The sequence below is a fragment of the Streptomyces sp. NPDC050534 genome, from assembly GCF_044457745.1.
Taxonomy (GTDB): Bacteria; Actinomycetota; Actinomycetes; order Streptomycetales; family Streptomycetaceae; genus Streptomyces.
This window is the reverse complement of sequence record NZ_JBITHF010000015.1, coordinates 81,207-105,690: the sequence shown is the minus strand read 5'-3', so window position 1 is coordinate 105,690 and position 24,484 is coordinate 81,207. Positions and strand designations below refer to the sequence as shown.

19 protein-coding genes and 2 pseudogenes are annotated in these 24,484 nt (G+C 69.7%); 8 read left to right on the top strand and 13 right to left on the bottom strand.

Features of this window, described 5'->3' with window-relative positions; translation table 11 throughout:
* Positions 1 to 6 precede the first annotated feature (6 nt).
* Positions 7 to 1,965, top strand: coding sequence for a helix-turn-helix domain-containing protein (locus ACIBN2_RS38310; RefSeq protein WP_399141616.1), 1,959 nt, complete (start codon positions 7 to 9; stop codon positions 1,963 to 1,965).
* Between the two features lie 102 nt (positions 1,966 to 2,067).
* On the opposite strand, the gene ACIBN2_RS38305 is transcribed toward ACIBN2_RS38310, so the two are convergent.
* The 6 genes and pseudogenes from ACIBN2_RS38305 to ACIBN2_RS38280 form a co-directional block, all read right to left on the bottom strand.
* Positions 2,068 to 2,316: a hypothetical protein gene (locus ACIBN2_RS38305; protein ID WP_399141615.1), complete on the bottom strand. Its 249-nt coding sequence runs from the start codon at positions 2,314 to 2,316 to the stop codon at positions 2,068 to 2,070.
* Between the two features lie 593 nt (positions 2,317 to 2,909).
* Positions 2,910 to 5,435 carry a sigma-70 family RNA polymerase sigma factor gene (locus ACIBN2_RS38300; protein WP_399141613.1) on the bottom strand — a complete coding sequence of 842 codons (2,526 nt, stop codon included), beginning with the start codon at positions 5,433 to 5,435 and terminating at the stop codon, positions 2,910 to 2,912.
* Positions 5,436 to 5,917: 482 nt separating this feature from the next.
* The gene (locus tag ACIBN2_RS38295) at positions 5,918 to 6,307 is read right to left on the bottom strand and encodes an SAVMC3_10250 family protein (protein ID WP_399141612.1); all 390 of its coding nucleotides are present in this window, start codon (positions 6,305 to 6,307) and stop codon (positions 5,918 to 5,920) included.
* Positions 6,308 to 6,807: 500 nt separating this feature from the next.
* On the bottom strand, positions 6,808 to 7,830 hold the full coding sequence (locus tag ACIBN2_RS38290) for an SDR family oxidoreductase (protein WP_399141610.1): 1,023 nt from the start codon (positions 7,828 to 7,830) through the stop codon (positions 6,808 to 6,810).
* A 10-nt stretch (positions 7,831 to 7,840) separates the two neighbouring features.
* Positions 7,841 to 8,560, bottom strand: coding sequence for a DUF998 domain-containing protein (locus tag ACIBN2_RS38285; RefSeq protein WP_399141609.1), 720 nt, complete (start codon positions 8,558 to 8,560; stop codon positions 7,841 to 7,843).
* Positions 8,557 to 9,604, bottom strand: a pseudogene (locus tag ACIBN2_RS38280) (aldo/keto reductase). Before ACIBN2_RS38280 ends, ACIBN2_RS38285 begins: the two are co-directional and overlap by 4 nt.
* Before the next feature lie 75 nt (positions 9,605 to 9,679).
* On the opposite strand from ACIBN2_RS38280, the gene ACIBN2_RS38275 reads away from it, so the two are divergent.
* Positions 9,680 to 10,216: a TetR/AcrR family transcriptional regulator gene (locus tag ACIBN2_RS38275; protein WP_360268504.1), complete on the top strand. Its 537-nt coding sequence runs from the start codon at positions 9,680 to 9,682 to the stop codon at positions 10,214 to 10,216.
* A gap of 465 nt (positions 10,217 to 10,681) precedes the next feature.
* Here ACIBN2_RS38275 and ACIBN2_RS38270 read toward each other — a convergent pair whose 3' ends face one another.
* Positions 10,682 to 11,281, bottom strand: coding sequence for a TetR/AcrR family transcriptional regulator (locus tag ACIBN2_RS38270; protein WP_399141607.1), 600 nt, complete (start codon positions 11,279 to 11,281; stop codon positions 10,682 to 10,684).
* Positions 11,282 to 11,378: 97 nt separating this feature from the next.
* Between ACIBN2_RS38270 and ACIBN2_RS38265 the strand changes: the two genes are divergently transcribed.
* Positions 11,379 to 12,542: an epoxide hydrolase family protein gene (locus ACIBN2_RS38265; protein WP_399141605.1), complete on the top strand. Its 1,164-nt coding sequence runs from the start codon at positions 11,379 to 11,381 to the stop codon at positions 12,540 to 12,542.
* On the opposite strand, the gene ACIBN2_RS38260 is transcribed toward ACIBN2_RS38265, so the two are convergent.
* Positions 12,502 to 13,098: a hypothetical protein gene (locus ACIBN2_RS38260; protein WP_399141603.1), complete on the bottom strand. Its 597-nt coding sequence runs from the start codon at positions 13,096 to 13,098 to the stop codon at positions 12,502 to 12,504. The two genes, ACIBN2_RS38265 and ACIBN2_RS38260, sit on opposite strands and share 41 nt — an antisense overlap.
* 1,032 nt (positions 13,099 to 14,130) lie before the next feature.
* On the opposite strand from ACIBN2_RS38260, the gene ACIBN2_RS38255 reads away from it, so the two are divergent.
* Positions 14,131 to 14,640, top strand: a complete 510-nt coding sequence (locus ACIBN2_RS38255; RefSeq protein WP_399141601.1) for a universal stress protein — start codon at positions 14,131 to 14,133, stop codon at positions 14,638 to 14,640.
* A gap of 350 nt (positions 14,641 to 14,990) precedes the next feature.
* Here the strand turns inward: ACIBN2_RS38255 and ACIBN2_RS38250 are convergent, their stop codons facing one another.
* Positions 14,991 to 15,581 carry a TetR/AcrR family transcriptional regulator gene (locus tag ACIBN2_RS38250; protein WP_399141599.1) on the bottom strand — a complete coding sequence of 197 codons (591 nt, stop codon included), beginning with the start codon at positions 15,579 to 15,581 and terminating at the stop codon, positions 14,991 to 14,993.
* Positions 15,582 to 16,024: 443 nt separating this feature from the next.
* Here ACIBN2_RS38250 and ACIBN2_RS38245 point away from each other — a divergent pair, with 443 nt between their 5' ends.
* Positions 16,025 to 16,951, top strand: a complete 927-nt coding sequence (locus ACIBN2_RS38245; protein ID WP_399141598.1) for an alpha/beta fold hydrolase — start codon at positions 16,025 to 16,027, stop codon at positions 16,949 to 16,951.
* A gap of 477 nt (positions 16,952 to 17,428) precedes the next feature.
* Here ACIBN2_RS38245 and ACIBN2_RS38240 read toward each other — a convergent pair whose 3' ends face one another.
* Positions 17,429 to 18,568, bottom strand: a complete 1,140-nt coding sequence (locus ACIBN2_RS38240) for a PucR family transcriptional regulator (protein ID WP_399141596.1) — start codon at positions 18,566 to 18,568, stop codon at positions 17,429 to 17,431.
* Between the two features lie 87 nt (positions 18,569 to 18,655).
* On the opposite strand from ACIBN2_RS38240, the gene ACIBN2_RS38235 reads away from it, so the two are divergent.
* A complete protein-coding gene (locus ACIBN2_RS38235) occupies positions 18,656 to 19,717 on the top strand; it encodes a ferredoxin reductase (RefSeq protein WP_399141594.1) in 1,062 nt (353 codons plus the stop codon).
* A gap of 7 nt (positions 19,718 to 19,724) precedes the next feature.
* A complete protein-coding gene (locus ACIBN2_RS38230) occupies positions 19,725 to 20,843 on the top strand; it encodes a fatty acid desaturase family protein (protein ID WP_399141593.1) in 1,119 nt (372 codons plus the stop codon).
* A 33-nt stretch (positions 20,844 to 20,876) separates the two neighbouring features.
* Here the strand turns inward: ACIBN2_RS38230 and ACIBN2_RS38225 are convergent.
* From ACIBN2_RS38225 to ACIBN2_RS38215, 3 genes and pseudogenes are all read right to left on the bottom strand, one after another.
* Positions 20,877 to 21,095 (bottom strand): annotated as a pseudogene (locus ACIBN2_RS38225) (NAD(P)-binding domain-containing protein); the annotation flags it as partial.
* A 91-nt stretch (positions 21,096 to 21,186) separates the two neighbouring features.
* Positions 21,187 to 22,128 carry an SDR family oxidoreductase gene (locus ACIBN2_RS38220; RefSeq protein WP_399141592.1) on the bottom strand — a complete coding sequence of 314 codons (942 nt, stop codon included), beginning with the start codon at positions 22,126 to 22,128 and terminating at the stop codon, positions 21,187 to 21,189.
* 96 nt (positions 22,129 to 22,224) lie between these two features.
* Positions 22,225 to 22,857: an NADPH-dependent F420 reductase gene (locus ACIBN2_RS38215; RefSeq protein WP_399141591.1), complete on the bottom strand. Its 633-nt coding sequence runs from the start codon at positions 22,855 to 22,857 to the stop codon at positions 22,225 to 22,227.
* Between the two features lie 275 nt (positions 22,858 to 23,132).
* Between ACIBN2_RS38215 and ACIBN2_RS38210 the strand changes: the two genes are divergently transcribed.
* Positions 23,133 to 24,044: a LysR family transcriptional regulator gene (locus ACIBN2_RS38210; RefSeq protein WP_399141589.1), complete on the top strand. Its 912-nt coding sequence runs from the start codon at positions 23,133 to 23,135 to the stop codon at positions 24,042 to 24,044.
* Positions 24,045 to 24,484 lie beyond the last annotated feature (440 nt).

Below are 24,484 nucleotides of genomic sequence, written 5' to 3'. Positions count from 1 at the left end.
GGGACCATGACCACCGACCTGTCAGCGAGCAACCCGGGCATCGACACGGCCCGCAGGCTGCTGCGCCTGCTGCGCGACCGCGCCGCCCCCGAGGCCTACGAGGCGCTCCTCGACGGCTGCCCCGCCGGCGAACTACCGCACCTGCGCCCGCTGGTGGACGATGCACTGCACGTCAGAGACCAGCTGGAGGAGCGCCGCCGTCGCGAGGACGAACTCGCCGCGCTGTACGAGACCGCGGGCGACCTCTCCTCCCTGCGTGACCTGGAGGCGGTGCTCCAGGCGATCGTCCGCCGGGGCCGGGTCCTGCTGGCCGCGGACGCCGCCTACATGATGCTGCACGACGCCCAGCATGACGACAACTACGTACGAGTCACCGACGGCATCCGCACCGACGCCTTCAAACACGCCCGGCTGGCCATGGGAGCAGGGCTCGGCGGCCTGGTGGCCAAGACCGCCGTCCCCTACAACACCCCCGACTATCTGCGTGACTCGCGCTTCGACCACACCGTCGACGACGTTGTGAGCGACGAAGGGCTGATCGCCATCCAGGGTGTGCCACTCAAACTCGGCGAAAGGGTCATCGGGGTACTGTTCGCGGCCAACCGCAGCGCCCGCCCGTTCTCCGACCACGACGTGGCCCTGCTCGTGTCCCTGGCCAACCACGCCGCCATCGCCATCGAGAATGCCACCCTTTTCCAGGAGGTCCAACGCGCCGTCGACGACCTCACCGAGGCGAACGCCGTCATCCAGGCCCACAGCGCGTCCGTGGAGCAGGCCGCCTCCCTGCACGAGCGACTGACCAGCATCGTCCTGCACGGAGGTGGCATGGACGACGTCGCCCAGAACCTGGCCGAGGTACTCGGCGGCAGCATCTTCGTCCTCGACCCCGCCGGCCGTGTCATGGCCGCCGTGGGCGGGGATCCGATGGTCGAACACACCAGTGTCGGCGGCTCCCTGCCACAGGAGTCAGCGACCGCACGCGCGGTCCGCGAAGCCTGCGTACTGAGCTCGGAGTCCCGTCGAACCCGCCGTATCCCCGGCACGGGAACCGGTACTTCAGCCTGCGCCACGGCGATCACGGCCGGGACGGAAGCGCTCGGCTCCCTGGCCCTGGTGAGGGAACGCCTCGACGCCGGCGACGTGCGCTCCCTGGAGCGCGCGGCCCTGGTCACGGCGCTCATGCTGCTGAGCGAGCGCAGCGTCGCCGAGGCCGAGCACCGCCTGCGGGGCGAGATCCTCGAGGACCTGCTCGGTGCCCCGCACCGCGACCTCGAGGGACTGCGCCGCCGCGCCGCACTCATGGGCCTCGACCTGAGCCGGCCGCACACCGTCCTGGCCGCCCGATGCCGCGGCGGCGGACATCGCCGGGCCATCGCCGACGCGGCCGCCGCCTTCGCCGCCCAGGCAAAGGGCCTGGCCGGCGAGTACCGTGGCGACGTCGTCGTCCTGCTACCCGGCGATCACACGCCGGCGGAGACGGCCCGCTCGCTGGCCGCCCACCTGTCCAGGAACGTGTCCGACGCGGTCACGGTCGGCGGCGCGTCGGCGGCTCCGGGCGTCGACGCCGTCATCGAGGCGCACCGCGACGCGGCCCAGTGCCTCGACGTTCTGCTCGCTCTCGACCGGGACGGCCAGGGCGCCTCGCCCGACGAACTCGGCATCTACGGGCTGCTGTTCAGCCAGGCCGGCCGGGAGGAGCTGCACCAGTTCGTCCACCGCATCATCGGCCCCGTGCTCGACTACGACGAGCGTCGGGGCTGTGATCTCGTCCGCACCCTGCTGACCTACTTCGCCTGCGACGCCAGCCTCACCCGCACCGCCGCCGGGCTGTTCGTCCACGTCAACACGCTCTACCAGCGCATGGACCGGGTCACCGCGCTGCTCGGGCCGCAGTGGCGCCACGGCGACCACGCGCTCCAGGTCCACCTTGCGCTCAAGGTGCACAGCGTGCTGGATGTGCACTGATTCACTTCGGCGCGCGCATGGGGCGCCGACCACCCGATCCGTTCCAGGATTCCAGGTCCAGATCTTGTGCGGGCTCTTCACGGCGTTCTGGATGTTGAAGCCCTACGCCGCACCGCCCTCCAACCAGGCGGTGATCGTGTCCGCGACCTGCTCGGGCATTCCGACGAACTCGAAGCGCCCGCGTCCGCCGCCGAGCCGGGAGATGATCTCCCGGACCGTCAGCCGCTCGCGCACCGAGAGGTCGCTGATCAGGTCGGAGCGGCTCTGCGAACCCTCCAGCTTCGTTCTCGCCAGGATGAACTCCGGCAACGGCTGGTCGAGTTCGAAGACCGACGGCTCGGTCTCGAACACCGCGGCCAGCTGACGCAGCCCACTCGCGGCGGAACTGCTGGAGCTCGTCGTCCTCGGCTGCCAGATTGGATGGGAGGAGCCGACGACGCTCCTTGAACTCGGTGAACTCGGCGTGGGTGCCGGCAAGTTCGTGGTGATCCGCTGCGGTGGCGAGGTCGCGCATGATGCCCCGGTCGTGGGTGCTGACGATCCGCCCGGACCAGCCGTCACCGAGCACCGGCGCCGCGGCATCCGCACGGGATGCGACTGACACAGCGCGGCCGCGGTGGTGGCGACCACGGCGCCGTCGGGGCGGTCCACGCTGGGCTGAGCCGCACCCAGCGTGTGCGCTGCGGGCCCAGCTCCCAGCTCTCCTCGCGCGCCACCGCCACGGCCTGGGCGAGATCAAGTTCAAGGAAGGTCAGGGCAGGCAGGGCGGCACGATGCTCGCCCCGGCAGGCCGCACCGGCGACCCTGCCCGTGACATGGTGCGGCGCACACGGCCGCAGAGGGCCACCGGGTCGGCATGAGACCGGTCGCCGCCCTGTGCCGGTGCTCTATGTCCTGTGGCTCGGCCTGAGGGCCGGTCCCACCAGATGGATGGGTGCATCGCGTCAGGCGGTGATGGCGAGTTCGAACCAGACGACCTTGCCCGCGCCCAGACGCGTGGCCCCCCACCGCCGGGCCAGACGGTTCACTAAATACAGCCCCCGGCCGCCCTCGTCGCTGGCCCGGGCATGCCGCAGCCGGGGCAACTGCGTTGCATCATCCGTGACTTCACACCGCAGCACGTCGGTGCGCAGCAACCGCAGCCCGACTGGCCTGGAGGTGCGGCATACGGCGTTGGTGACGATCTCGCTGACGAGGAGCTCGACCACCTCGCTGTGTTCGGCAAGTCCCCACTCAGTCAGAGTCTGCCGGGCGAACTGGCGGGCGCGTCTCGGGGCGGTGTCCTGGGCCTCAAGGGTGAAGGAGGCGATGTCGTGGGGGGCGATCCCGTCGAAGCGGGCCGCCAGCAGGGCGATGTCGTCGTCCCGGTCGCCGGGGCCGAGCAGGTCGAGCACCTCGTCGCACAGCACCTCCAGCGACGGTGGCGCATCCGGGCCGGTCAGGTGCGCGGTCGCGGCGAGCTTGTCCCGCACGAGTTCGATGCCGCTCCACACGTCGCGCATCCGGGATTCGACCAGGCCGTCGGTGTAGAGGAGAAGGGTCGCTCCGGCGGGCGCGGCGAGCTCGACCGCCTCGAAGTCGACGCCGCCCACGCCGATCGGTGCGCCCGGCGGCACCTGCAGCACCTCGGCCTGGCCGCCGGGGTGCAGCAAGAGGGGCGGTGGATGGCCCGCGTTGGCGACGGTGATGCGGTGGATAACCGGGTCGTAGACGGCGAACAGGCAGGTCGCCATGCGCTCGGTACCCAGGCGTTGGGCCTGCTCGTCGAGATGATGGAGCACCTCCTGCGGCGGCAGGTCGAGCCCGGCCAGGGTCTGAGCGGTCGTGCGCAGCTGGCCCATGATCGCGGCGGAGGTCATGGAGTGGCCCATGACGTCGCCGACGACCAGCGCGACGCGGCCGCCGGGCAACGGGATCGCGTCGTACCAGTCGCCGCCCACCCGGGTGGTCTCGGCGGCCGGGAGGTAGCGGGAGGCCAGGCGCACACCGGTGGAGTGCGGCAGCGTCTCGGGCAGCATGGTGCGCTGCAACTGGTCGGCGATGTAGGCCTCCCGGCCGTACAGGACCGCCTTGTCGATACCCAGCGCGCTGTGCGTGGCGAGCTGGGCCGCCACCAGCAGGTCGTCGTGCGCGAAGGCGTCACTCTGTTCTGCGCGCAAAAACAGCACGGCGCCGATCACCCGTCGCCGTCCCCGCAGCGGGGCCAGAACCGCCTGCCGTCCGCCGGACAGCAGTGCCTGCATCTTCCCTTCGTCGCCGAGCAGTTCGGCCACGGCGGCGCGGGTCGCGGGGGTGTCGGTGAGGACCGGGCGCACCGCGCGCAGCACCTCGTAGAGTGCGCTGCCGGGCACCACCTCGTGCAGCGCGGCGCCGAGCGCGTCGGGCTGCGGCCAGTCCGCCGGCTGTGCCGGGGCGGGCTCGCCGTCTGCCGCGCCGGCGCTGTCGCGGCCGGCTGAGATCCGGTCGGTGTGCCGCAGGCGCAGCAGCAGCCGCTCGGCGGGCCGTTCCTCGCCGACCGGCAGAGGCTCGCGCAGGTAGACACCGATCGCGTCGCAGAAGGTCGGCACACTCGCCCGGCACAGCCCCATCAGGATCTCATCCGGGTCCATGCCGCGGGCGATGCGCCGGGTGGCGGCGCCCACGAACCTCAGCCGGTCCTCGTGCTGTGCCCGCCCGCGCTGCGGTGCGGCCGGCGCCGGGGATCCTGCGGCGCGGGCCGCGATGCTCTCCTTGACCCTGGCCAGCGAGGCCTCGACATCCACCAGCGGGGACAGGGCCTCGGCGACGGCCGTCTCGGACGCCTGGGTGAGGGAGGCCAGCGCTGCCTCGTCCTCGCTTTGCGCCGGGGTGGGCCTCGGCGGCTGCGGCGGGCGGGGTCCATCACCGGACGCTGCCTGCCCAGCGGCCGTCAGGTCGGCAGGTGTCTCAGCCACGGCCTCCCCCTCCTTCCACTCGTCGCTCACGATGCCCAACTGCACAAGTTCCACCCGCAGCGGCTGAAGCGCCCGGTGAGCCTCGGCGATGTGTACCCGCACCGTCGCCTGGGCGATACCCATCTCCGCGGCGACCTCGGCGGGACTCAGTCCGGCAAGGAACCGCAACACCATCGCCCGGCGCGGCCGTTCGTTCAAGCGTGCCATCTCGGCGCAGGCTCTGCGGTACGCCTCCTTGAGGTGGATCTCCACGGCCACATCCGGCACATCCAGCGCGCTGTCGTGCCGGCCGAGATCGAAAAGGATCTCCGTGCTGCGCCGCCGCAGCGCCTCGCGGACCACGGTGACCGACAGCCACCCGCCCCAGTGTTCCACCCGCGGCCGCACCGGATCGTTCATACGCCGCCGGCACTGGATGAAGGCCTCCTGCACGGCGTCCTCCGCCACCTGCAGACGGCTGCCCGCGGCCAGATACGCCTTGGCCAACAACGCCCGGTACAGGGAGCGGTAGAGCGCGTCGAAGTCTTCCTCACTCACCCCGCCCTGTCCCCCTCCCACCCGCCCGAGCGCACCGCCCAGGTGATCCCGTCCGCGTCCGTGACCGGGACGCAGCCGCCGCGGCGCGGCATCCGGTGCAGCACAGCCGTCATTGTGGTACGCCGGACGCGCTCACGAAGCACAAACGCCACAGCCCGCCCCACCACGGCCAGCCCCACGCCGCCCAGGCCCCGCACACGCCCGACCACTCCATGACCGCCCCACCTCCCCGACCGCCCCGCCTTCCCGACACCCTCTGGAGGCCCCCACACCCAAACCGCTTAGCCCCCTCCCCCGCCGCCACCGGCGCCCCCGGGCCGGAGCGCACCGGTACGCCACGCCGCGGCACCCGCGCCCGGACCGGCCGGGGGCCGGCTCGCACGCGGGACGTGTGCGCAGGGCTGCGGCCGCCGGTGGCGCCGCTACCGGTCCAAGCCTCAAGGCTCTCTCCGAGCGCGGGGCCCGGATGACATTGCCCGCGATCAGTAGGGCAGGTCGTGTGCGTACTCGACGTACAACGGGGTCGCCACGAGAGCGGGGCGCGGCTCATCCAGGGTGGCATCGCGCGGCGGGACGCTCCGTGTGACGCGTGCGAACCCGCACATCCACGCCGCGCTGTCGGGGCTCCCGTTACCCGCCCGCAGGACCATGTGGACTGCGTAGGGATGCGGTCGTGCCGCCACGGGGTCGGCAGCCAGGTGCTCTGCCTCGGGAAGCGGGACCCGCCGAAGATCACGCAGGACCATGCTCAGGGCGCTCCTGTTCATGCCCAGGTCACGGGGATCGATGGACGCCGCAGGGGCGTTGATCAGCAGGTGACTGGCGCTGCCGCGCAGGAGTAGCAGGAGGCTCTCGTGTTCCTGCCCGTCCACACGCCGCCGGGGTGTCCAGGAAGAGGACGGTGTCCCCGGCGATGACGGTGTCGAACGGGGCTTCGAAATACACCCAGCGTCCCGCCCTGGCCTCCGGGTCCTCGTTCTTGTGAACTCCCCGCCCATGGGCGCCCGTTCCCCCGCAAGGCCCGGGTCGCCACCGGGCCGCCCGCCGCCCCTCCCGCACCACACCCCCGTGCATCGCGGGGTCCGGATATGTGCTCCCCCGCGAAGCCCATGGGCCCGGGCACGAACACGCCCCAAAGAAGCTTGGTTGCCGTGTAAGGAATCCGGCGGCCGACTGCCTGTCAGAGGGGCGTACGGCCGCTGCATCACGGTGAGGCACTGGAGGCCGCAGACTCAAAAGGGGGTTACCGGTGGGCGGTGGCGGTGCGGGAGTCGCCATGTCCCTGGTGGGCGTGTTCGCGCCGGGACTGGACAAAGTGCTGCGCCAACTCCGGGCAGATTCTTCCCAGTTGCGGCCACTCGTTATGAGGCGGTCAGGTCCCGATGCCGTGGGCGAGGAGGCTCTGGGCGGTGTCCGCGATGGTGTCCTCGATGGGACGCGCTCGCCACCCGAGAAGCTTCTCCGCCTTGGCGCTTGTGGCGTCGAGATCCCGGCCGAGCTGGTGCTTGAGCAGTCGCAGTTCCGGGTTCACGCCGCCCAGTGCGCGGGCGAGCCACACGGGCAGTTCACGCGTCGGGGCCTTCGCGGCGCGCTCACCGAGGCGGTCATGCAGAACGCGTGCGATGTCGACGACGCGCAGGCTGTGTCCGGCGATTGCAAGGAAACGCTCGCCGGCGGCTGCCGGATCGGTCATCGCGCGCAAGTGGAGATCCGCGACGTCGCGCACGTCGACGAAGCCCATCCCGAAGGGAGGGCACGCAGGAACCCGTCCCTCGAGCATTCTGCGCACAAGACGCAGGGACGGTGGGTCGTCCGGGCCGAGGAGTGGTCCAAGGACCCCCACGGGATGAACCGCTGCCAGCTCCAGTCCACCGCCTTCGTCTTGGACGAACTGCCAGGCGGCGCGCTCGGCGAGTGTCTTGGAGCGCTGGTAGGGCGGGACATCGCTGTCGACGTTGGTCCAGTCCTCCTCGGTGAACGGGGTCGAGCGCGGCGGGTGCCCGATCCCGATGGCACCGAAAGCGCTTGTCAGGACGACCCGGCTCACGCCGGCGTCGCGGGCGGCACGCAACACCCGCAAGACGCCCTCGCGTGCCGGGACGACCAACTCGTCGCCGTTCGCCGGCGTGTGGCGCAGGGTCGGCGAGGCGACGCGGAGGACGAAGTCGCAGTCGGCTACGGCGTCGTCCCAGCCGTCGCGGTGTTCGAGGTCTGCGGGCACGACCGTGAGACGGTCGTCGTCGAACGGCGCGGCCGCGTGGAGCCAGGAGCGCAGTGCCGGCTCGCGCCGCAGGTCGCGGACGGTGGTGCGGACGGTGTGGCCGGCGTCGAGGAGGGTCAGGACGCACCAGCTCCCGATGAATCCGGTTCCTCCGGTGACCAGTACCCGTGTCATCTGTGTCTCCTCAGCTCGTGAGTCGTGTATCAAGAGGCGTCAGCGGGCGCGTCGCAGGACGCCGCTGGGCAGCGGCCACGCTGCTTCCGAGGAGGGCGTGGCCGATCATGATCGGGTAGATCACGGCGCGCTCGAACATGCCCACGTTCCACATCCAGCCGGTGAGTACGTCGGCCATGAAGAGGGGGAATGCGATCAGTCCGGCGATGCCGAGCGCGATGCTCGCGATCGATCGGCTCCTGGCGAGACCGATGCGGACTCCGCCGGATCCGACGACGATCGCCATGATGTTCCCGGCGAGCATGACGCTCTGCGCGCCGACCGTGTGGAACGCGATCAGGCCGTTGTCGACGTTCGCGTTGGAGCCTTGGAAGATGCCGACGAGCGAGACCCCGACACCGGCGAGGACGGCGCAGATCACGATGACGGTCGGGCGGGTGCCCTTGCGCGGGTCGAACACGAGGAACGCGCCGACGATCAGGAGGATGCCGTAGATCACCCAGCCGGTGTCCATAACGGCGCCGAGGGGGGAGTTGGCGACCTGGCCGAACGCGGTCTGTGCCGGACCGGTGAGGCCGAGGTGGCTGACCCAGTTGTGCAGGGGCGCGTACGGCGGGTCCTGCCATGCGGCGGCGGTGATGAACTCGGCGAGCCAGGACACGAGCGGGCCCAGCAGGATGAAGAGGGCTCCGGCGCGGGCAGCGGCGCCGGAGCGGACGATCGGGTTCATGCGAGGGCCATTCCGGGGACGCGCTTGCGGATGGCCTCCATCTCGGCCTCGTCGGAGACGCCCTGCCAGTCGTACCGGGGGGTGTAGGGGGCTTCCAGGGCGCCCGCTTCGTCGTCGGTGAGGTCGATGTCGAGGGAGGCCACGGCCTCGTCGATCTGCCGGATCGAGCCGGCGCCGACCAGCGGTGCGGTGACGACCGGCTGGCGTCGCAGCCAGGCGAGCGCGACCTGTGCGCGGCTGACGCCGTGGGCGTCCGCGACCTGTCCGACCGCGTCGATGATCGCGTGGTTGGATGCCTCCTGCTCTGGCGAGTAGAGCAGGTCCGCATAGGCGCCGTCCGTCTCGGAGCGCACTGTCGAGCGGGCGTCGTCCCACGCGCGGGTGAGCCGGCCGCGGGCCAACGGCGACCAGATGATCGTGCCGACGCCCTCATCCAGGCACAGCGGGATCATCTCCCGCTCCTCTTCACGGGCGAGCAGGTTGTAGTGGTCCTGCATCGACACGAACCGCGCCCAGCCGTTCTGCTTCTGCAGGTGCAGCGCCTTCGCGAACTCCCACGCGTGCATGGACGAGGCGCCCAGGTAGCGCACCTTGCCTGCCTTGACGAGGTCGCTGAGGGCTTCGAGGGTCTCCTCCAGCGGCGTCGCATGGTCGTTGCGGTGTACCTGATACAGGTCGATGTAGTCGGTGCCGAGGCGGCGCAGCGAATGGTCGACCTCGGTCATGATCGCCTTGCGTGAAAGTCCCCGTCCGTTGGGCCCCAGCCGCATCGGATGGCGCAGCTTCGTGGCGATCACCACGGCATCACGGTCGGCGAAGTCCTTGAGCGCGGCCGAGGATTTCCTCGCTGGAACCGTTCGAGTACATGTTCGCGGTGTCGAAGAAGTTGATCCCCGCCTCCAGCGCGTGCCGGATCAGCGGGCGCGCGTCCCGTTCGCCCTTCGACCAGACGGGGTGCCCGCGGTCGGGCTCGCCGTAGGTCATGGCACCGATCGCGATCGGGGACACGTCGAGGCCGGTCATGCCGAGCTTGATGTAATGCATGACGCTCCTTAAAGTATGTGGAGAGGTCTCCGCATAACGTAGTGGAGAACTCTCCACTTAGCAAGGTGAGGTCCTGTGGTCCGCTCAGACGCCCGCGAGAACAGGGCACGCATCCTCGCCGCCGCACGCGAAGCGCTCGCGGCGGACGGCAGCACGTCGATGAACCAGATCGGCCAGCGCGCGGGAGTCGGCGCGGGCACCCTGTACCGCAACTTCCCCACCCGCGAGTCGCTGGTCCTGGCCGTCTACCAGGACGAGGTGGCGCGCATCATCAACACCGTGCCCGACCTGCTGGCCCAGATGCCGCCGCTGGAAGCGCTCCGCCACTGGACGACCGACCTCGTCGAGGCCATGCGCAGAAAACACGGCCTCGGCGACGCTCTCAGCCCGGGCGCGCACCAGGCGATCAGCGAGCAGAGCTACGGGCCGGTCATCGCCGCGATCACAGAACTCCTCGACGCCGGCAAGAAGGACGAAAGCATCCGCCCGGACGCCGACCCAGGCGACTTTCTCCAACTCACCGGCGCCTTGTGGCGCGCCGCGTCCAGCCCCGAGGACCGGGCACCCCACATGCTCGCGCTCATCCTCGACGGACTGCGCACGCACCGGTAGACGACGCGCACGCAACAGGGCATGCCACATGGACGATTTGGCGTCCCGTCATTGCCGGTGCCCGGCGCGCCATTCGGCCCGGAGAACGGTGGCGTCGGCACAGCTCAAGCCCGGTCCTTCGCTGAAGGGTTGAGGGCGCGCGTCCGCACGGGGTGCGACTGACACAGCGCGGTGGCGATGGTGGCGACCACGGCGCCGTCGGGGCGACCCACGCCGGGCTGAGCCGCACCCAGCGTGTGCGCCGCGGCCCAGCTCTCCGGCCCGGGCCCCCCTGCCACGGCCTGAGCGAGATCAGTTCTTTGCTGACCTCAGCGAGCGCGATCCGGGCCGAGCGGCAGGCACCGTCAACCAGAGACATGTCGACATCGTCGCGATCACAGTGTTCTCACCGGACTCTTGGCGGGGTGTGGCGACGATGTCGTGTCCGGTGCAGGACAATCCACGGCTCCGCTTGAGTGCTGCGGGTCAGCGTTGGTCGCCCACGAGAGCGATTGCGCGCGTCTCGGGAACTCCCAGCATCAGCAGGCTCGTGATCGTCGCTGCTCGGGCACCCAGGGTCCCGTTCGACAGGTCGCTGTCCGCGATGGCGAACACGGCGCCGTAGGCAACCTGGCTCAGAATGCCTGCCGGCAGGTGCTGCGCGAACACGTCGGTGTCCTGGCCCTGTTTCACGAGGTCGGCGAGGAGCTCGTCGACCGGCCCGAGCAGGCCGTGGATCGCCTCGCCGTACTCGCCGCGGCGCAGCGCCAGCAGCACTCGGTACCGGTGCGCCACCGGCCAGAGGCGGGCGATGAATTCGGCCCACGCCGCGTCCGCTTCTGCCTCGGATGCGGTGACTTCGGTGAGCACGGCGGTCATCTCGGTGACAGCCCGTTGCGTGAGTGTGCGAACCAGGTCGTGGCGCGAGGGGAAATGGCCATAGACGGTGCGACGGACGACGCCGGCAGCGGAGGCGATGTCGCCCATGCCGGCGTCGGGGTTCTCTCCCAGCACGTCGAGGGCGACGTCGAGGATGCGATCGCGTGTCTCGTTCATCGAGCGCACACGGGAGGACTCGGTGGGCACGGCACCATTGTTGCACACCGGTGTGCAGTGAAGTAGATTGCACATCAGTGTGCAATGGAGAGTTGCGCTGTGCTTCGAAGCCCAGGAGAAGAAGCCAATGACCGCACCTACGCCGCCGACCTCGGCCCTCGTCCGCCCGTTCACCGTCTCGATCCCGGATTCGGAGATCGACGACGTGAAGCAGCGACTGGCCAGGACTCGATGGCCGGATCCGGAAACGGTGGGCGACTGGTCGCAAGGGGTTCGCGTAGAGAACGCCAGATCTCTGGTCGACTATTGGGAGCGCGGCTACGACTGGCGGCGCTTCGAGTCCGAGCTCAATCGCTTCCCCCAATTCCTGACCGAGATTGACGGGCTGGACATCCACTTCATCCACGTCAGGTCCAAGAATCCCAACGCGATGCCGCTGGTACTCACGCACGGATGGCCGGGCTCGATCGTCGAGTTCCTGAAGCTGATCGGCCCGCTGACCGATCCGGTTTCGTTCGGAGGAGACGCCGCCGATTCATTCGACGTCGTCGTCCCGTCGCTCCCCGGGTTCGGGTTCTCCCAAAAACCCACCGAGACCGGGTGGACTGTAGGGCGCATCGCAAGCGCGTGGGCGGAGCTGATGAAGCGTCTCGGCTACACGAGATGGGCCGCGCAAGGCGGCGATTGGGGAGCCGTCGTCACCACCGCCCTCGGGGCCATGCAACCAGAGGGGCTTCTCGGAATTCATCTGAACACCCAGTACGCCTTTCCCGCACAAATCCCCGACATCTTGTCGCCCGAACAGCGCTACGCCGTGGAGACCCTCGCCCTCTACACCGGCGATCTCGGCGGGTCGAACCACCTTCAGCGCACGAAGCCGGAGACGGTCGCATTCGCCCTGGCGGACTCTCCCGCCGGTCAGGCAGCCTGGATCTACGAGAAGTTCCAGTCCAGGACCGACAACCACGGGCTCGCCGAGGACGCCCTCAGCATGGACGACATGCTCGACGCGATATCCCTCTACTGGTTCACCAACAGCGCAGCGTCGTCCGGCCGCATCTACTGGGAGAACAAATCGGCCACTCTCGCCGGCCCGAAGCTGACGCTTCCGGTCGCGGTGACCGTCTTCCCGAAGGACATCCCACGCCTGCCACGGAGTTGGATCGAAGACACCTACAGCAATCTGATCCACTACGGTGAGGCCGACAAGGGCGGGCACTTCGCGGCCTTGGAACAGCCCGAAATCCTGGTCAGCGAAATCCGCACCGGCCTGCGCACCCTTCGTTCCTGACGCCAACGCGCGAGCCCAGGGGCAAAAGCGAGTCTTCTACCGTCCGCCCGTTGGTCTGGATCAGGATTGCTGGTCGGCGGGCGCTGCCGGGCATGAGGGCCGGGCTGCCTGAACAGTCGGGTTCGGTCTCGTCGAGGAACCCGAGGCTGACGAGGCGTTTGAGTTTCGCGCGGGTGCCGTCGACGCGCTTGGGCATCAAGGCCAGGTCCAGCGCGAGGTATTGGTCGGCGCGTAGAGCTCGTAACACGATCACGAGTGGGCCTTCTTGAGGCGTCGCCAGCAGATCCACGAACATCTCGTGAGGCGGCAGCAAGGGGTCCTGGTTGGCGACCAAGTCGGGCCGAGAGCCCACGAGTGCATAGACGTCGAGCAGCGCGGCCGGCAGCGAGCAGCCCAGCGTCGCCTCCGCCCGTGCCAGTTCCGCCGTAAGAGAGCCGGCGTGTTCGACCAGCGGCTCGCCCCAAGCGGCAGCGAAGTCGCGGATAAATGTCCAGGCTCGGTCCCGGTCGGAGACCCCACCGGACAGAGCTTGGGCCACGTCGAAGCTGCCACTCATGCCACGAACATATCGGAAGCTCAAGCCACAACATCACGAGGCCCTGAGGCTGCCGACCAAGATCGTGTTACGAGCGCGGAGCGGTCGGCGTTCGTGCTCGAATACGTCCATGATCTGCTGGTAAGCAGCGCCGGGTCGGCGGCCATCGCGAGGACGGCCTTGGCCGTGGTCGACAGCGCCTCGCGTTCACGGCGACTCGCGCAGGCGAGCGACGAGTTCGCCGATCTGCTCGGCAGGTTGACGTTCGCGGACGGACTCCCGGGGATCAGGTCGTACAGCGTCATCCCGTCCACGACGGGGGTGTCCAGGAGCAGTACCCGCGAACCGGCGGTCCTGCGTCGCCAAAGTGGCGCCAGTGTCGGTGAATGGCCGGGCTTCGGTGCGCAGTTCAGCGACTGCGGGCTCGTGAGCGAGGCCCTCGGGGGTGTCCAGCGCACACGCCCAGTCCCCCAGGAAGGCGGTGGATACCGCCTCCCACCACCGGCCGTCCCGTGGCAGGACCAGGGCCCGGGCGGCAAAGCGGTGGAGGGCGCCGCTGTCGCCCGTCATCGCTGTCCGGCTGGCAGCGTGGCGGCCCCGAAGTCACCTCCCCCGCCGGGGAGCGTGATGCCCCATCTCACCGTGGATTCCCCGGTGTTCGGCGCGTCGCCGGCCGGGCCCTGCATGGCCGCAGGGGACCGCCGCGCCGGGTAAGAGTCACGTTAAACAACTGCGCGGTGCAGCCGCCCTTGTGATCCTGCCGGGGAGCCGGTGTCCGGCGTGCGGGCGCGGTCTCGACGGGAGGTGTCTGCCGTGCCCTGGCGGCAGAGCGGTGCCGGCCGGCGTCTTGCCAGTGGCCCGGCGGGCACCCGCGGGCGGGTGTCTCGCAGCCCCGCCCGGTCCGGGGTGGGAGACTCGCAGCTCCCACCCCGCTCCCCTCCCCTACCCTGGCAATCCGGGCGCTGATCTGGTGACGGCACTGGTGTGGCGGCGGATCGCGGGCGCATCGGACACTGAGGCGAGGCCGGGGCGAGAGGCGGGAGGCGGACTGGTATGACCGTCGTGGTGTGGATCGTGGAGGGCACCTGGCCCGCCTGCGTGGACGCCGCCCGCGCCCACGCGGCCGACCAGTCGGACATCGTGCTGGTTCACGTGGCCGATGAGGAGCTTGCGGCGATCGCGCACGGCGCGTTCGCCGGCCTCCTCGGCCGCGGCCACCCGGCACAGGATCCGGGCAGCCGGGTGGAACAGCTCGCCGCCGAGTCCACGCAACGCCTGCTGCAGCAGGCGGCCGACCGGCTCGACCTGCCCTGCACCCGTATCGCGCGCACCGGCCGCATCGAACGCGAGGTCATCGCCACGGCCCAGGACGCCGACCTGCTCATCTTGGCCCGGGACGGCGACCGCAGCCGCCTGGGCCCCCACAGCCTGGGCCCGCACAGCCGCTTCGTCATCGACCACGCCCCCTGCCCCGTCCTCCTCGTCTGGCCCGAGAGCGCACCAGGACTGTCCAGCATCCCGGCCCCGCCCCCACACCCACCCCACCCGCCGCACCACCGGTAGACGCCACACGGACACGCCGCCCTTCCAGCCGACGCGTCCACCCCCCCACCGGTTTCCTCGCGGCCGCGCCCTGCTTCAACTCCCGTGCCCCAAGCGCTCAAACGGCCGGCGCGCAGCCCCCGGGCGCATCAGGTCGGCGCTCCGGGGCGCCCTGTGGCGGCCGGCGCCGCGAGACACGATCGGCGGCAGATGTCCCGTCTGCGTTGAGGGCAGGGCGGACCTGCCTGCGGTCCAGCGTGAGCCAGGAATCCCCTCCTTGAGGAGGGGGAGGAGTCAACACGCCATGAGCTGCACCCTCACACCGACGCCTTCCCGTGGCACGGGCCCGGCAGGCACCGTTTGAAAACTGCTTAGTTGCGCGCACGCAACGCCTGCGAGAGCGCGCCAATGGTCACGCCCACTACGGCCAGGAGCTCTGCCGGGCTCGCCCCGGCTCTGCTCATGACAGCGAGAGACTGGTTCACGGCCGCCGCGTGTACAGCGAAGGCATCGGCGTCCTGGTCGGCCAGTCGGCCGGCCTTCAGCGCGGCGCGCAGGCGCAGGCGCTGGAAGCCGAGCGCCTGCCTGGCGTGCGCTGCGACGGCCGGGCTCAGCGCCGGAATTGCCATGGCCGACTGGGCAATCAGGCATCCATCGGGCAGTTCGGGATCGGCGATGCGCTCGAGGGTGACGTCGAAGAACGCCCGGACAGCCGCAAGGGGCTCGGCGGCGGCACGCGACAGGGCGGCGTCGTACTTGTCGCCGTAGCGCGCGGCGTAGCGATTCAGGCAGCGAAGGAACAGCGTGTCCTTGTCGCCGAGCGAGGAGTAGATCGAGCTGCGGTTCAGGCCGGTCGCCCGGGACAAGTCGTCGACCGAGGTGTCGGCGTAGCCGGCGCGCCAGAACTGGATCATCGCGGCGTCGAGCGCCGTGTCCATGTCGAACTGCTTCTTGCCTGCCACGTGGCACTTCCTTGCCGGTGTCTCGGTGTTCCGGATGCTGTCCATCATTCCATCTTGAACCGATCAGTTCAAGATGTGTTAGCGTTCAGACATGGTCGTGACCGGGCCTTCCCGTCGCGGGATGGGGCGGTGCGATGAGCTGAGCCGGCGGTGCGCTGATGAACACAATTCCGACGCCTGCGCCGATGAGGGTCGTCATCGAGGTTCCGCCGCGGCCTGGACGTCACGGAGCGCCGTGCGATCCCGGCAACCGGGCTGAACTCAGCGCGACGTGATTCCTGTTCATCCATTCCGGGCTGGTCGTCCCCGTCCTGCTGCTGGGCCTCGCCGATCAGGCCACCGGGACCCGGATTTCGAGCGCCACGCCGGCCGCCCTCGTCATCTGCATCGCCCTCACGGGCCTGGCCTCGAGCGAACCGCCGGATCAGCACACCCCAACACCGATGGAGGATCCCGTGACCGTCTCCGAAAGTAGCCCCGTCCGCGACCTGCCCCTGCACGAGCTGGCCGGATTCACCCACCGCTGGGTCGACGCAGACGGCATCCGCCTTCATGCCGTCGAAGGCGGCCGGCCGCACGGCCCGGCCGTCGTCCTGCTCGCCGGCTTCCCGCAAACCTGGTGGGCCTGGCGAAAGGTCATGCCCAGCCTCGCCGGCCGGTTCCGCGTCATCGCGATCGACCTGCCGGGCCAGGGCCACTCCGATCGCCCGGAGCGCAGCTACGACACCCACACGGTCGCCACCCACGTCCACGCCGCCGTCAAGGCACTCGGCGTGCCGGCCTACTGGCTGGCCGCCCACGACATCGGCGCCTGGGTCGCCTTCTCCCTCGCCCTCAACTACGAACGCCACCTGCGCGGGGTCGCCCTGCTCGACGCCGGAATCCCCGGCATCACCCTCCCGGAAACGATTCCCACCGACCCCGCCCGGGCGTGGAAGACCTGGCATTTCGCGTTCCACCTCGTGCCCGACCTGCCCGAGACGCTGCTCGCCGGCCGCGAACGGGAGTATGTGGGCTGGTTCCTGAAGGTGAAGGCCCTCGCTCCCGGCTCATTCGACGACGCCGACCTCGACCACTACGCAGCGGCCCTCGCCGCCGACGGCGGCCTTCGCGCCTCCCTCGCGTACTACCGAGACGCCGACGAGTCGGCGCGCAAGAACCACCAGGCGCTGGGCCGGCAGCACCTGACCGTACCCATCCTCGGAATATCCAGCAGCCACGGCTCCATCCCAGACATGGCGGCCTCCATCAGCCCATGGGCCGACCACACGACCGGAGTCGTCGTGCCGGGCGCCGGGCACTTCATCCCCGATGAGCAGCCCGAAGCCGTCGCTGCCGCGATAGCCGACTTCATCGCCGGCGGCGACTGACGCCACTCGTCCTGCCCGGCTGCGCACCCGCCCAGGCGCACGGCGGCCAAGATGCCCTTGTCCTGGCCTCTCCGCGTCACCACAGGTGGTGGACCGGCCCACAGGCCGGCAACCACAACGGTCGCGAGTACACCCACCGCACCGCCGATAGGCAGGCGTTGGGTCCGCTGCGGTCGGTGTAGATGACACCGTCTCCGGACGGCGCGCCGGTTGAAGCCGACATCTCCAGTGCGGTGTCCGTCGGACAGTCGTCACAAGCCACCACCGGACACCCTTGCGAGTTGCGCCCACCGCGCCCGCATCCGAACCAGGCTCCATTTCTTGAGCCGCACGCGAGCTTGACGACGTATCAGACATCCCTCTTCTCCCCCGGCTCTGGATCGCCCTCGCGGCCCTACACGGCCGAAGATGGCACCGAGGACGAGGCACGATTCCTGGACCGCTCGCGGACGCGGTCATGGACCGTCGGAGTACGCGTCAGCTGACCCGAAGACCGACCGCCAGCGTCAGTTCAAGGACCCGGTGCGGCGATGCGAGATCCGGAAACAGCTCCCGCAACTGCGACATCCGGTACCGGACGGTCTGGGGATGGACGAACAACGCCTTCGCCACCTCGTCGCGCCTGCCCTGGTGCAGCAGCCACGCCCGGAGCGTCTCCTCCAGCCGCCGCGCGGTTGCGACGGGCAAGGTCCGCAACGGTGCGAGGGCTCGGGCACGCAGGTCTGCGAACGCGTCCGCGTCGGCGCTCAGCACCAGCTCGGGCAGGTGGTCCTCGGTGTCGCGGATATCGGAGGACAGCGAGCGCGCGCGCACGGCTCGTGCGTACGAGGCGGACGCACGCGTCCATGGCCGGGCCGGGCCGACCACGGCCGTGCGGTCGGTCAGCTGCCGCAAGAGGTGTGATCGGTCTGCGTCGGGGACGAGCAGCACACCGGTGGCGTCCGGCAGATCGTCGAGGACGAGGGTGCTCGGGTCGAGCGTGCGGTAGGCGGGCCGGGTCTGGGCGGCGGGCAGCAGGACCGCGGTCAGCGAGACGGGAGGCTGCCATCCGGCCCTTTGAGCAGAGGCCAGCAGCACGTCGGGGCTCGCGCCGGCGAGGAGGTCGCGGGCCAGGTGTTCCAGGTGGCGCTCGTGGTCCCTGCCCCGGGCGGCCAGTTCGTCGGCGTGGCCCGCGGCGCTCGCGGCGGAGAGCTCGTCGATGTAGGCGAAGGTCAGCTCGGCGAACTTGGCGACCTCGGCGGCGGGCAGGCCTGCGGGTACGGCGCCCGCTGCCAGGCATCGCCAGGCCACGCGGGCGCCGACGCGGTAGGCGCTGAGCAGGGCGTCCATGGAACGGCCGTCGCGCACCTCGCCGCGGCCCAGCTCGTAGGCTGCGTCACTGGCGTCGCCGCTTGTGGCGTTCCCGCTGGCGAGGTCCAGGTAGTGCCCCAGGGCGGTGCGGACGGCTCGGCGGATGGTGGCGCCCATGTGGCCCGCCAGGGCGTTGGCGTAGGGAGGGACCTCGTCGATGATCGCCTGGACGACCTCGTCGGCGGTGCTCTTCAGCGCGGCCCGCAGTGCGGTGACCGTCGTCTCATCCAGGGCCAGTTCGCTGGCCCTCTCGATTGCATGGCTCACGATTTTGTTCCTTGCGAACAATTCGACCGACCAGATTCACATCCTGCGGTCAGGACTTTACGCCTTGAGGCGCAGCAAGCTGGAGTCATGACGAGTGCAGCCCTGCGCAGCAGGGCGTGGAAACTGCTGGAGATGGTCACGACGCCGCTGCTGCCGTCGGACTACCTCGACCTGGTCAGCCCGCTGCGTGCGGGTGCTGACCTGCGGGGGCGCATCGAGGCCGTGCACCCCGAGACGGGTGACGCCGCGACCGTCGTGATCAGGCCGGGACGGGGCTGGCGCGGCCACACAGCCGGTCAGTACGTGCGGATCGGGGTCGACGTCGACGGGGTGCGCCTGTGGCGCGCCTACTCCATCACCTCCGCGACAAGCCGCCAGGACGGCCGCGTCACGATCACCGTAAAGGCCATCCCGGACGGCAAGGTCAGCAACCACCTGGTCCGCAGGGCGAAACCGGGGACGCTGATCCAGCTCGACCAGCCGACCGGTGACTTCGTGCTGCCCGAGGCCAAGCCCGCCAAGGTGCTCTACCTGACGGCCGGCAGCGGCATCACGCCCGTGATGGGCATGCTGCGCGACACCGAGTTCAACGACGTCGTCATGGTCCACTGCGCACCACAGCCGCACGACGTGATCTTCCGCAACGAACTGCACGACCTGGTCGCGGACAAGAAGCTGCAGCTCACCGAGGTGCACACCGACACCGACGGCATGCTCGACATCGCCCGTCTCGACGAACTCGTGCCCGACTGGGCCGAGCGCGAGACCTGGGCCTGCGGGCCCGCGGGACTGCTCGACGCCGCCGAAAAGCACTGGAGCGAGCACGGCGTACCAGAGCGCCTGCACACCGAACGCTTCCGCCCCAGCAGCGTCGTCGCCGGCGCCGGCGCCGGCGGCGAGGTCACGTTCAGCGCCACCGGCAAGGCCGTCGACGCGGACGGCGCCACCCCGTTGCTGGACGTCGGCGAGGAGGCCGGCGTACTCATGCCCTCCGGATGCCGCATGGGCATCTGCTTCGGCTGCGTCACGCCGCTCAAGGCGGGCGCCGTCCGCGACCTGCGCACCGGCGAGATCACCGAGGCCGAGCCGGGCGTCCTCATCCAGACCTGCGTGTCCGCCGCGGCGGGCCCCTGCGACATCGAACGGTAGGAGCACCGTGACCGCCATCGACCCCACCGCCCACCTGAGCGCGGAGCAGATCGAGGAGCTCGGCCGCGAACTGGACGCGATCCGCGACGAGGTGATCGCCGGCCGCGGCGAGAAAGACGCCGCCTACATCCGTAAGGTCATCTCGGCGCAGCGCAAGCTCGAGCTGGCCAGCAGGGGCGTGCTGCTGTTCTCGATCTTCCCGCCCGCGTGGCTGCTCGGCACCGCCGGTCTGTCCGTGGCGAAGATCATGGACAACATGGAGATCGGCCACAACGTCCTGCACGGCCAGTGGGACTGGATGCGAGACCCGAAGATCCACTCCACCACCTGGGAGTGGGATCACGTCTCGCCGTCCGAGCAGTGGAAGCACTCGCACAACGAGCTGCACCACACGTACACCAACGTGATCGGCAAGGACAACGACCTCGGCTACGGCATCATGCGCGTCGACGAGGACCAGAAGTGGCACCCGTTCCACCTCGGCCAGCCGCTGTGGAACTTCATCAACGCCTGCTTCTTCGAGTACGGCATCGCCGCGTACGACCTGGAGCTCGGTAAGAACCTGCACAAGAGCCGCCGCAACAACCCGGAGTTCCGCGCGCGGGCCAAGGACGTGGGCCGCAAGATCCGCAAGCAGGTACTCAAGGACTACGTGATCCACCCGCTGCTGTCGGGCCCGTCGTTCCTCCCCACGCTCGCCGCCACGTTCACTGCGAACCTGGTCCGCAACATCTGGTCCCACTCGGTGATCATGTGCGGGCACTTCCCCGAGGGCGTACAGGTCTTCGAGCGCCGCTCGATCAAGGGCGAGACGCGCGGCCAGTGGTACCTGCGCCAGATGATGGGCTCGGCGAACATCAGCGGCAGCAAGGCCATGCACTTCATGACCGGCAACCTTTCGCACCAGATCGAGCACCACCTGTTCCCGGACCTGCCGAGCAACCGGTATGCCGAGGTCGCGGTGAAGGTGCGCGCGCTGTTCGAAAAGTACGAGCTGGAGTACGTCACCGGGCCGCTGGCCAAGCAGGTGTTCTCCGCCTGGCACAAGGTCTTCCGGCTCTCGCTGCCGAACAAGAAGCCCCAGGTCAAGACGCCGGACCGCAAGCGGGAGCTCGTCGCCGCCTGATTCCCCGGCCAGTGGCACGGCAGTCAAGTTGCGGAACGCCTTGACGGGCACCGCGACCACGACGATGTCACCGGCCGCCGCGGCCTGCTCGCTCGTCGCCGCGGACGCCCGCGGCCCCAGTTCCGCGGCCGTGTCCGCGAGCGTCTCGGGACCGTGTGAGTTGCTGAGCACGACCTGGTGCCCGGCCTCGATAGCGAGCCACGCGACGGTACTGCCGACGTATCCGCTTCCGATAAATCCCACAGTCGTCATATTCTCCGCGTCTCTCCAGAAAAGCCGAACCCTTGTCATTTGCAGGACTCGTTGTAATTCGGGTCCCTCGTTGTAATTCGGGTCCTTGCCGTCAGCCGGCGGAGAAGTAATGGCCGTTGTCCAAATCGGCGAGCAGGCCGGGCTGAGCGGGTTCCCAGCCGAGGGTCCGGCGGGTGATGAGGTTGGACGCCGGGTAGCTCTGCGTGACGATGTTCGCGAGGAACCCGAAGTATCCCGGCACCATCAGAACGTCCGCGGGAATGCTCACGGCGGGCAGGCCCAGACGGCTGCCGATGGCCTCGGCGATCTCGCGGAACGGGATGGCCCCGTCCCCGACCGCGTGCCAGTATTTGCCGGCCGGCCCCTTCTTCTCCAGCGCCAGGCGGAACAGGGACGCGACATCGCGGACGTGCACGGCGTTCCACAGGTTCGCGCCGTCTCCGGGGTAGCCGATGAAGCACTTCTCCTTCGCGAGCGCGATCAGCGTGGGGAGGAAACCGGCACGATCGGTCGTGCTGTGCGCGATGTTGGCTACCCGCACGACCGAAGACCGCACCCCCCGCTCGGCAAGGCCGATTACGCCCCTTTCCACGACGTTACGAACCCGCAGGGTGCCCTTGTACTCATCGCCGCCGGGAAGGGCCGGGTCCTCCTCGGTGGCCGGTCGGCCCAAGTGCTGCCCGGGCGAGCCAATGCTCCCCGCCGCGACCAGCGGCTTTCCGGTTCCCGCCAGTGCCTCGCCGTACGCGAGCATGATCGGGAGCTCCGCGGCGGCCACGGCGTCGATCCCGCCGGATGGCAGCAGGTCCTGCCTGTGCGCGACGTGGATGACGCCGTCGGAGTCCGCGGCTGCCTCCTTGAGCCCGTCGAGATCCTGGAGGTCACCGCGACGCACCTTGGCCCCGAGCGCGGACACCGCCGCTGCGGCGGTGTCCGACCGGGCGAGGCCGGTGACCTCGTGCCCGGCGGCGATGAGCTCGGGGATGATGTAGGAACCGGAATGGCCGGTCCCCCCAGCGACGAGAACGCGCATCTTACTGTCCTTGTGAAGGTAGGTGGAGGGGCTGTTCTTCTCGTGCCGCAGACCGACGGGCGTGATGCGGCACGAGTCGTGGTGGTGCGGGTGCGCTCAGCCGAGCATGGTGACGCCGAGGGAGAAGTTGGCGTGCTGGACGGAGTGGGTGATCAGGCCCAGCTCCAGCAGGCCGACGTTTTCCAGTGCCCGCGCCATCGGAAGCTCCCCGGAGTCCAGCGGACGCAGCCCCAGGCTCTCGATGAACGCCGACACGCGTGCCTTTGCCTGCGCGTCGTCGCCGGCGATGAACACGTCCAACCGACGACCCTCGGCCGCAGCGGCCGCCAGCACATGGGAGAACAGGGTGTTGAACGCCTTGACGACGTGCGCGCCGGCGGGGGCGGCCTTGGCGATCTCCTGCGCGCCGGAACTGCCGTCGGGGGTGACAAAGCCCTTGAAATCGAGGGAGACGGGGTTGGTGAGGTCAATGATGATCTTGCCCTGCAGTGCGTCCCCGTACTCGCTCACCACCGCCGCCGCGCCGGCGTACGGCACGGCCAGGATGACGATGTCCCCGGCCGGGGCGGTGCCGGCCGTCCCGGCAGTGGCGCCGCCGAGCACGGCGGCCAATTCCTTGGCCTTGTCCGGGTCACGGCCGATGATCTCGACGGCGTTGCCGCCGGCGAGCGCCCGGGCGGCCAGGGCGCGGGCCATGTTCCCCAGACCGATAATGCTGATGCTGCTCATGGGTGTGCCTGCTTTCTGGAGCTGGATAGGACGCCATGCCCACCCTGGCGTCGTTGACGGCTATGCCGTCGAATGGCGCGATGGGCGGCGTTCAATTCCTGATGTGCTCGTTTAGGGCCTGGGCCCTGCCATAACGTTCCGATGTCGAATTCCTGTGCCGAATTCGCTTCGGCCCCATCAGGTACTTATTCAGGCTGCCATTGGCCTGAGCAGGTGTCCAAGACCTCTTTTTTCCGTGGTGATACCCTGAAGGCATCACCGGACCGGGAGACGCCATGGATCTGGACCTGCGCAAACTGCGTTACTTCGTCGCCGTGGCCGACCAGTTGCACTTCGGCCGCGCCGCCGATGAGCTGCATATCGCGCAGCCGGTGCTCAGCCGTCAGATCCGCGCCCTCGAGCAGGATCTCGGCGCCTCGCTGTTCACCAGGGATCGCCACGGCGTAGCGCTGACCGACGCGGGCCGACAACTGCTGGAGGACGCCGGTCCGCTGCTCGCCTCCGCGCACGCCATCCGCGGCCGGGTGTCTGTGGCCGCCCGCGGCAGCCGGCGGCTGGTGGTCGGTTTCCGGGCCGGCATCCCGGTCATCCCGGCGGCGCGGGCGTTCGAGGCCCGGCACCCGGACGTGGTCGTGGACGTGCAGCGGATCGAATGGGACGACCAGGCCCCGATGCTGCTCGACGGCCGCATCGACGTCGGCTATGTGCGGCTGCCCATCGACGAGGCCGGCCTGCGCGTCACCCCGCTGTACACCGAGCCGCGGGTGGCGGTGCTGCCCGCCGGCCACCGGTTGGCCGGCAAGGAGGAGGTCACCGAGGCCGACCTGGCCGGCGAACCGCTGGTCTGGCATGCCGACCCGAGCACGCAGCCCACCAGGCGCCCGCACCCTAACGCCGGATACCGGGTGCACGGGGTGGACGAGACGCTCGAGCATGTCGCGGCTGGCCGGGGCATCTCGTTCCTGGCCCGTTCGGCGACCGTGTTCTACTCACATCCGGACATCATCTATGTGCCCATCCCGGACCTGGCGCCCGACCAGGTGTGCCTCGCGGTGGCGGCATCGCGCACGTCGCCAGTAGTGGATGACTTCTTCACTGCGGCTCAGGCGACTGCCGAGATCACGGCAGAATGTGGGAACTATGAAATGTGGCAGCTTGCAAGCGATACCGTTTCTAAGCACGGTTGAGCGGTCCGACTAACAACAGCAGCGCCAACAGGGGCACGCGGCCACAGCAATGGCGAAGGCATGGAGCTCGGGGGCGGAGGCGATGTCGGCGCACGGTGATTCCTAGTGCGGTCTGTCAAGCCGCGAGGGCCCTGGGCGGGGTGTCCGGTCAGCGGGACGACCTGAACCGGCCTTTCGCCGGCCGACCGCAGGATGAGCGCGTGGCCGCGCTGCTCCCCCGCATACACGATCACTCCGGGGCCCTGTCCGGCGTACTGCCGCAGCAAGTGGACGGACGGCGGCAGCAGAAGCTCCAGGCCGGCGACGCCGCGGATCCGGCCCAGCGGCGCCTCCCAGCTGCCGTGGCGGTCACCGGCGTTGGGGGCGGCACGCAGCTGCGTGAATTCGGCGCGCAGTCCCGGAGTGTGGTGCCGCAGCTCCCGCAGATCACGAGCCTCCAG

Excerpts from the sequence above, each read along its gene's own strand:
- ACIBN2_RS38260 (WP_399141603.1), bottom strand. The coding sequence starts at position 13,098 with ATGAGTGGCAGCTTCGACGTGGCCCAAGCTCTGTCCGGTGGGGTCTCC.
- ACIBN2_RS38290 (WP_399141610.1), bottom strand. The coding sequence starts at position 7,830 with ATGACACGGGTACTGGTCACCGGAGGAACCGGATTCATCGGGAGCTGG.
- ACIBN2_RS38215 (WP_399141591.1), bottom strand. The coding sequence starts at position 22,857 with ATGAGCAGCATCAGCATTATCGGTCTGGGGAACATGGCCCGCGCCCTG.
- ACIBN2_RS38285 (WP_399141609.1), bottom strand. The coding sequence starts at position 8,560 with ATGAACCCGATCGTCCGCTCCGGCGCCGCTGCCCGCGCCGGAGCCCTC.
- ACIBN2_RS38235 (WP_399141594.1), top strand. The coding sequence starts at position 18,656 with ATGACGAGTGCAGCCCTGCGCAGCAGGGCGTGGAAACTGCTGGAGATG.
- ACIBN2_RS38265 (WP_399141605.1), top strand. The coding sequence starts at position 11,379 with ATGACCGCACCTACGCCGCCGACCTCGGCCCTCGTCCGCCCGTTCACC.
- ACIBN2_RS38310 (WP_399141616.1), top strand. The coding sequence starts at position 7 with ATGACCACCGACCTGTCAGCGAGCAACCCGGGCATCGACACGGCCCGC.
- ACIBN2_RS38245 (WP_399141598.1), top strand. The coding sequence starts at position 16,025 with ATGGAGGATCCCGTGACCGTCTCCGAAAGTAGCCCCGTCCGCGACCTG.
- ACIBN2_RS38210 (WP_399141589.1), top strand. The coding sequence starts at position 23,133 with ATGGATCTGGACCTGCGCAAACTGCGTTACTTCGTCGCCGTGGCCGAC.
- ACIBN2_RS38255 (WP_399141601.1), top strand. The coding sequence starts at position 14,131 with ATGACCGTCGTGGTGTGGATCGTGGAGGGCACCTGGCCCGCCTGCGTG.
- ACIBN2_RS38220 (WP_399141592.1), bottom strand. The coding sequence starts at position 22,128 with ATGCGCGTTCTCGTCGCTGGGGGGACCGGCCATTCCGGTTCCTACATC.